At 63.2% G+C, this 6,436-nt stretch carries 6 protein-coding genes; all 6 read right to left on the reverse strand.

Translation table 11 applies throughout. From position 1 onward, the window contains the following. Nucleotides 1-152: 152 nt before the first annotated feature. Nucleotides 153-782: a bifunctional 4-hydroxy-2-oxoglutarate aldolase/2-dehydro-3-deoxy-phosphogluconate aldolase gene (gene eda / locus RIN13_RS19825; protein WP_309109031.1), complete on the reverse strand. Its 630-nt coding sequence runs from the start codon at nt 780-782 to the stop codon at nt 153-155. Further along, nucleotides 775-2,118: a mannitol dehydrogenase family protein gene (locus RIN13_RS19830; protein WP_309109032.1), complete on the reverse strand. Its 1,344-nt coding sequence runs from the start codon at nt 2,116-2,118 to the stop codon at nt 775-777. Before RIN13_RS19830 ends, eda begins: the two co-directional genes overlap by 8 nt. A gap of 119 nt (nt 2,119-2,237) precedes the next feature. Beyond that, a complete protein-coding gene (locus tag RIN13_RS19835; protein ID WP_309109036.1) occupies nt 2,238-3,167 on the reverse strand; it encodes a PfkB family carbohydrate kinase in 930 nt (309 codons plus the stop codon). A 50-nt stretch (nt 3,168-3,217) separates the two neighbouring features. After that, on the reverse strand, nt 3,218-4,429 hold the full coding sequence (gene manD, locus RIN13_RS19840) for a D-mannonate dehydratase ManD (RefSeq protein ID WP_309109033.1): 1,212 nt from the start codon (nt 4,427-4,429) through the stop codon (nt 3,218-3,220). Between the two features lie 133 nt (nt 4,430-4,562). Then, the gene (locus RIN13_RS19845) at nt 4,563-5,861 is read right to left on the reverse strand and encodes a TRAP transporter large permease (protein WP_309109034.1); all 1,299 of its coding nucleotides are present in this window, start codon (nt 5,859-5,861) and stop codon (nt 4,563-4,565) included. 11 nt (nt 5,862-5,872) lie between these two features. Beyond that, the coding region (locus tag RIN13_RS19850) for a TRAP transporter small permease (protein ID WP_309109035.1) at nt 5,873-6,436 on the reverse strand (564 nt) is incomplete at its 5' end.

Here is a 6,436-nt window from a genome sequence, read left to right on the forward strand (position 1 = left end):
GTTGCTGCAATTGATGCAGTATTGGGACTCTGGCGAAGGCCGGGTTACGGGAAGGTTGCGTTTGCCAGGACCGGCGGGGGCCGGCTAACCTCACGGAGCAGTTCTAGGAACGACTAACCTGCACCGTCCGGAATAGTTCACCGATAATCTTGTCACTCCGCTTTGAGGGAGGCGGTTCCTTGTGCGAGAGCGGTAATTTGCTGCCAGTCCTGGTTTTCGATCGCGCTGCGGGGGGTGAGCCAGCTGCCTCCCACGCAGGTTACATTCGGCAGTTTCAGGTATTCCGGTGCGGTTTCCAGGCTGATACCTCCTGTGGGGCAGAACTGCACCTGGGGGATGGGCGCTCCAATGGCGGCGAGGTAGTCCGGGCCGCCAGCCGGTCCGGCGGGGAAGAACTTCATGGTGTCCAGCCCACGTTCCAGCACGGCCATGACCTCGCCCACTGTCGCCACGCCGGGCAGAACGGGGACATCGAGGTCCAACATATGATCCAGCAGGAATGGGGTCACGCCGGGGCTGACCAGGAACTGCGCCCCGGCGGCAACCGCTGCGTCTGCCTGGCCAGGCGTGAGAATGGTGCCGGCCCCCAGCAGGATGTCCGGCACTTCGTTGGCTATGCGCTTCAGCGACTCCAGCGCGCTTTGAGTGCGGAGCGTGAGCTCGATGATCCGGACGCCACCGTCGGCCAGTGCCCTTGCAAGGGGAACGGCGTGTTGGGGTTCTTCGATGGTCACTACCGGGATAACGGGCGATACGTGAAGGACGCTGGTGGCACTAGCCATTGTTGATCTCTTTTCTCAGCCCGTTAAGGCCGTGGGTTTCGATGATGCGGTACCAGTGGGTGAGCAGCCGGGTGAAGGTCGCGTTGGCCGCGAGTTCTTCGTCAAAGATGCTTCTCATGGAAAGCAGCGCGGGAACAACCGTTACGGCGGAGCGCTCTGCTGGCAGGACAGCCAGGAGTTCCGCCACGAGGGGATCGTTCAGTTCCTGAGCGGGAGCGGTGGCTACGTGATGCATCCAGCCGGCAACGGCGAGCGCTGCCCACCGCGGTTCCCGGCCGGCGTCGAGGTTCGCGCGGACTGTGCTCAGCAGCCGTAAACCGATCTTCTGGGATCCGTCACTGCCCACCTTGGCGGTGGTGTGGCCCAGGGCAGGGTTCGCGAACCGCTCCAGAATCCGATCGCAGTAGATTGCGCCGTCCAAGCCGTCAGGCAGGCTGATGGTCGGAAGAGCGTTCTCGGTCAACATCAGCTGGCATGCCGTGCGGAAGGAGGACTCCTCGACGGTGTCGCTAATGGTTTCCATGCCCGTGGCAAGGCCGAGGTAGGCCAGCAGGGAGTGACTGGCGTTGAGCAGGCGCAGCTTGGCTGCCTCCCATGCGGCGACGTCGTTGCTGAACAGCGCACCGGCCTTCTCCCAGGCCGGACGGTCCCCGGCAAAGTTGTCCTCAATGACCCATTGCATGAAGGGCTCTGCCACCACGGCAGCTTCATCCCGCAGGCCGAGTTCACGTTCGATCGCGTCAAGGTCTGCGCCGGTGGTGGCCGGGACCATGCGGTCCACCATGGTGCTCGGAAATGTCACGTTACCGTCCAGCCAGGCCAGCAGGGGCTCTGCTTCCTCCCCGGGAAGGGCGGCGGCGAAAGCCCGGACCAGGTTCTCGGTCAGCTCCCCGTTGCCGGGAAGGTTGTCGCAAGAGACCACAGTAAGGAACCCTGCCCCCGTGCGGCTCCTCGCTTGGATGCCCCGGGTGAGCTGCCCGATGGCGGTCTGCGGCGGGTGGCCGGCGAGGTCTCCCCGCACCTGCGGATCACCGGTGTTGAGCGATCCCGTGTGCGGATCGATCCTGTAGCCCTTTTCGGTGATGGTCAGCGTCACCACATGCGTCGTGGCGGCGGCAATCCGATCCACCACGGTTTCGGGGTGGTCTTTGCCGGAGATTGCCTCCACAATGCTGGAGACCACTCGGAGTGGCGCGGCTCCGCTGCCCCGCTCAGCCACGGTGAAGAGTCCGTCCTGAGGCGCCAGTTGGCGCGCCACTGTGTCAGAACGCTGTGTCACCCCAACGATCCCCCAGTCGGACGAGCCGTCCGCGAGCATGGCGTCTTCGGTGAACACCGCGGTGTGCGCGCGGGCGAAGGCGCCCAGGCCGAGGTGAACAATACCGGGACGGAGGGTGCCGGGGGCCAGCAGCGGACGGTGGCCGTCGTCGTTGGTGGCGGCAAGGGCGGCTGCGCTTAGGCGTGTGATGGTAATGCTCCTTCAGCCGGTCCGGCAGCGTGGGCGCGGGTCTGTTCGAAGGTGGGGATAAATCCCGTCCCGCCCTTGCCGCCTACGACCAGCGAAGCTGCTGCCGCGCCGTACCGGGCCGCCACGGGGAGGGTGTCGCCCAGGACGATACGTGCGGTCAGCGTGCCGACGAAGGCGTCGCCTGCCCCGGTCTGGTCCACGACCGCGGGTGCAGGTATGGAGTCGATCCACGTAGTGTCGAGGTCTTCGCCTTCGAGGTGGACTCCCTCCGCTCCACAGGTCACGGCGACATTGGCTGCGCCGAGGTCACGCAGCCTGGCGGCGGCCCCGGCCGCCGTGGAGCTGTCCAGGAGTGCCGACGTTTCGCCGGGGAACGACGGGGTGACCAGGAAGGTTCGCGGCGCCAGCTGCAGGAGCACCGACGTCGCATCCTCAGCTGAGGTCAGCCGGGGGCGGAAGTTCGGGTCAAACACAAAGCGTCTGGCGACCGCGGCGGCCTTGAGAACTGCAGCCCGGGAAGATTCCGAGATGGCGCAGGCAATGCCGCCGGCAATTACTGCGCCGGCAGCTGAGATAACCGCCGGGTCCACGTCGTCGGGGCCCAGCCCGGATCCCACGCTGCCGCTGCGGGCGTAGGAGAACTCCCGCTGGCCGTCAGGGTCGCTGTGAACCAGGTAGACGCCCTGCTGGCCGGCCCGGAACTTCAGGAGGTCCGGTGAGATGCCGAGTTCAACGATCCGGTCACCGATGGCCTTGCCCAGGTCATCATCGGTCAGGACGGACAGGAGCCCTACGCGGGCGCCGGCCGCAGCAGCTGCAGCGGCGACGTTGAGGGCGTCACCGGAGATGCCGAGCTGGGCGGGCACGCCATGGGCGAAGGCCACGTCGGTGGCTACCTCGACCAGGATTTCCCCCATGACGACGACGTCGAACGGTTCCGGTGTGGAGTGGCGTTGTGCTGTAGTGTTCACCAGTCATGCACCGATCCGTCGAGCCGCCGGTTGATGGGGAGGTATTTCGGGTCGAAGGGGAAGCGGGCGGCCGCTTCCTCGTTGAACTCCACGCCGATTCCCGGTGCGTCTCCGGGATGCATGTACCCGTCCTTGAAGGTGTAGGACGTGCTGAACACCTCGTTGGCCGGCTCCCTGTGGCCCATGTATTCCTGGATACCGAAGTTGGGGATGCTCATGTCCACGTGCAGGGCAGCGGCGAAGGAGGCGGGGGAGAGATCGCCCGCGCCGTGGGATCCGGAGCGCACGCCGTACAAATCGGCGAGGGAGAAGATCCGGCGCAGGTGGGTGATGCCGCCGGCGTGCGACACGGAGGTGCGGATGTAGTCGATGAGCCGCTCGGTGATCAGCTGCTGGCAGTCCCAAATGGAGTTGAAGACCTCACCCACGGCGATGGGTGTGGTGGTGTGCTGGCGGATCAGGCGGAACGCTGACTGGTCCTCGGCCGGCGTGGGATCTTCGATCCAGAAGGGCCTGTACTCCTCCAAGGAGGCGCCCAGCCTGCCTGCTTCAATCGGCGAGAGGCGGTGATGAACGTCGTGCAGGACGTGGGTACCGTAGCCGAACTCTTCACGGATGTGGGCCATCATTTTCGGTGCGAAGTCCAGGTATGCCGACGTCTCCCAGGTGTCCTCCTGGGGGACGTTGCCGCTGGCGGGCTCGTAGAGCTTGCCGTCCACAGGAGCGATGCCGTAGGTCTTTTCCAGACCGGGAACTGCCGCCTGGGCGCGGATGGCCTTGTAGCCGAGATCCAGGTGGTGCTGGAAGTCAGCGCTGAGGTCCTCAAGAGTGGATCCGCTGGCATGGCCGTAAACCATGACGCCCTCCCGCGCGGCCCCACCGAGGAGCTCGTAGACCGGCATGCCGGCAGCCTTGCCCTTGATGTCCCACAGCGCGACGTCGATTGCGGCGATCGCCGTCATGGTCACCGGTCCGCGGCGCCAGTAGGCGCCCTTGTAGAAGTACTGCCAGGTGTCTTCGATGCGACGGGCATCCCGACCGATCAGCAGCGGGCAGAGGTGCTCGGACAGGTAGGAGGCCACGGCCAGCTCACGGCCGTTCAGCGTAGCGTCACCGATACCTGTGGTGCCGTCCTCGGTTTCGATGATGAGCGTGACGTAATTTCGTCCGGGTGACGAAACCACTACCCGTGCGTCGGTGATCTTCACTGGTTGTCCTTCGGATATTGAGTGTTGTTGAGAAGTGGAACTAAAGGTGCCGTCAGCTGATGGATCAACTGGGGCCGGAGCTGGAACCGTTGCTGCTGTGCCAGCTTCCGGCCCGGTCAGAGCCGGCAAGGGCCTATTTGGGATCGAGCCATCCGAGTGGCGTCAGGATCAGCTCGGGGATCAGGGCCATGACGATCACGAGTGCCGTTTGTGCCAGGAGGTAGGGCAGCGTGGGCCGGATAATCGCGCCGACCTTGACGTTCCCTACAGCAGCAGCCACATTCAAGGATGGCCCAACAGGGGGTGTGTTCAGGCCGATGACGTTAGCCAGGGTAAAGACGATGCCGAAATAGATCAGGTCAATTCCTGCGGCGTTGAGCAGTGGCAGGACGATTGGGGTGACGATCAGAATGGTGGGCACCACGTCGAGTACCAGTCCCAGAAGAATAATGAACATCAGCAGCACGATCATCAGGAGTGTCGGGTTGTCGACGAGCCCGCCCAGGGAACGTGTGAGCACTGCCGGTACGCCGGAAATCGCCATGTAGTAAGCCGCAACCTGGGCTGCAGCAGCAAGGAACATGACCACCGCGGACACTTTAGCCGCGGACCTCAACGCCGCGAAAGCTTCCTTGACATTGATTTCGCGGTAGACAAACACGCCGATGATGAGCGCGTAGACGACGGACACCACGCCGGCCTCTGTAGCCGTGAACACTCCGCTGCGCAGGCCGAACAGGATGATCACCGGGAGCAGCAGCGCCCAAATTGCCTGGTAAGCCAGCTTGGCCAGTCCCCGGGCCCCTACACGCGGGATCTCCGATCGGATGTTCTCTTTTGAGCGTGCAATGAAGTACCAGACGATGAACATCACGATCGTCAGGTAAAGCGCGGGAGCGACACCGGCCAGGAACAGGGACTTGATGGAAACCCCTGCGGCAGCACCGTAAATGATCAGCGGCACCGATGGCGGCATGATCGGTGAGACGAGGTTCGAAGAGGCGATGAGCGCGGCGGAGCGTTCACGGTTATAACCGTCTTTGACCATCATCGGGATGAGGATTGCACCCAGTGCTGCCGTGCTGGCCACAGCCGAACCCACCAGACTGCCGAACAACAGGGCGGAGAGGATAGCGACGTAACCCAGACCACCACGCACACGCCCGACGGTGGCGCTGGCAAGGGCGATGATGCGGTGAGTGAGGCCGCCACGGTTCATCAACTCACCGGTGAGAATGAAGAACGGCAGGGCCATCATGGCGACCGAGTCAGTGCCGCGCAGTAGTTGCGCAGCCATGATTTGCGGGTTGCCTGAGCTTCCGCCCATATGCATGCCGGTGGCGACAGAGGCGAAAAGCAGCGCGAATGCAATCGGGACACCGATTGCGATGGAACCAATGAGATACCCGAATAAGGGTGCAAGAACCTTCATGTCAGATACTCCTAGTCAATCGAGGTTCTTGTGCCGGGAGCACTGGTTTCGTCATCGTCTTTGATTGCGAGCAAGTCAGCGACAGGGCTCTTCAGCACCAGCAACCGGTACAGGTTCCCCAGCGCGATGAGCAGAACCGCGGCGCCGGTGACGACGCCCACTCCTGAGATGAGCGATCGCGGGTATTGGGTGGCAACCCACACGTCGTTTCGGGCCTGCACGGCAAGATCCCAGCTTCCCTGAACGAGCAGCCACATCACCCAGATGATGATGAGCTGGACTACCGCATAGAGAACCTTTTGGACCATCGGTGGAACATGTTCAAGCAAGGTGTCCACGCCGAGGTGCCGGTTATCACGGAAAGCAGCGACGGTGCCCAGGTAGACGAGGTAGATAAAGGACAAGCGTGTTATCTCTTCCGACCATACGAATCCGGTAGAGAACACGAAACGCAGGATTATATTGAGGAACATCAGGAGAACCATGACGGCCAGCAGTACGGCCATCAGGATCTCCACCCCCCGGAAGAGGAAATTGAGATATCTTGTCACTTTTTCGTTCCTTGGTGTAGGTGG

Origin of the sequence: Arthrobacter sp. (genome assembly GCF_031179985.1) — a bacterium.
Classification (GTDB): Bacteria; Actinomycetota; Actinomycetes; order Actinomycetales; family Micrococcaceae; genus Arthrobacter.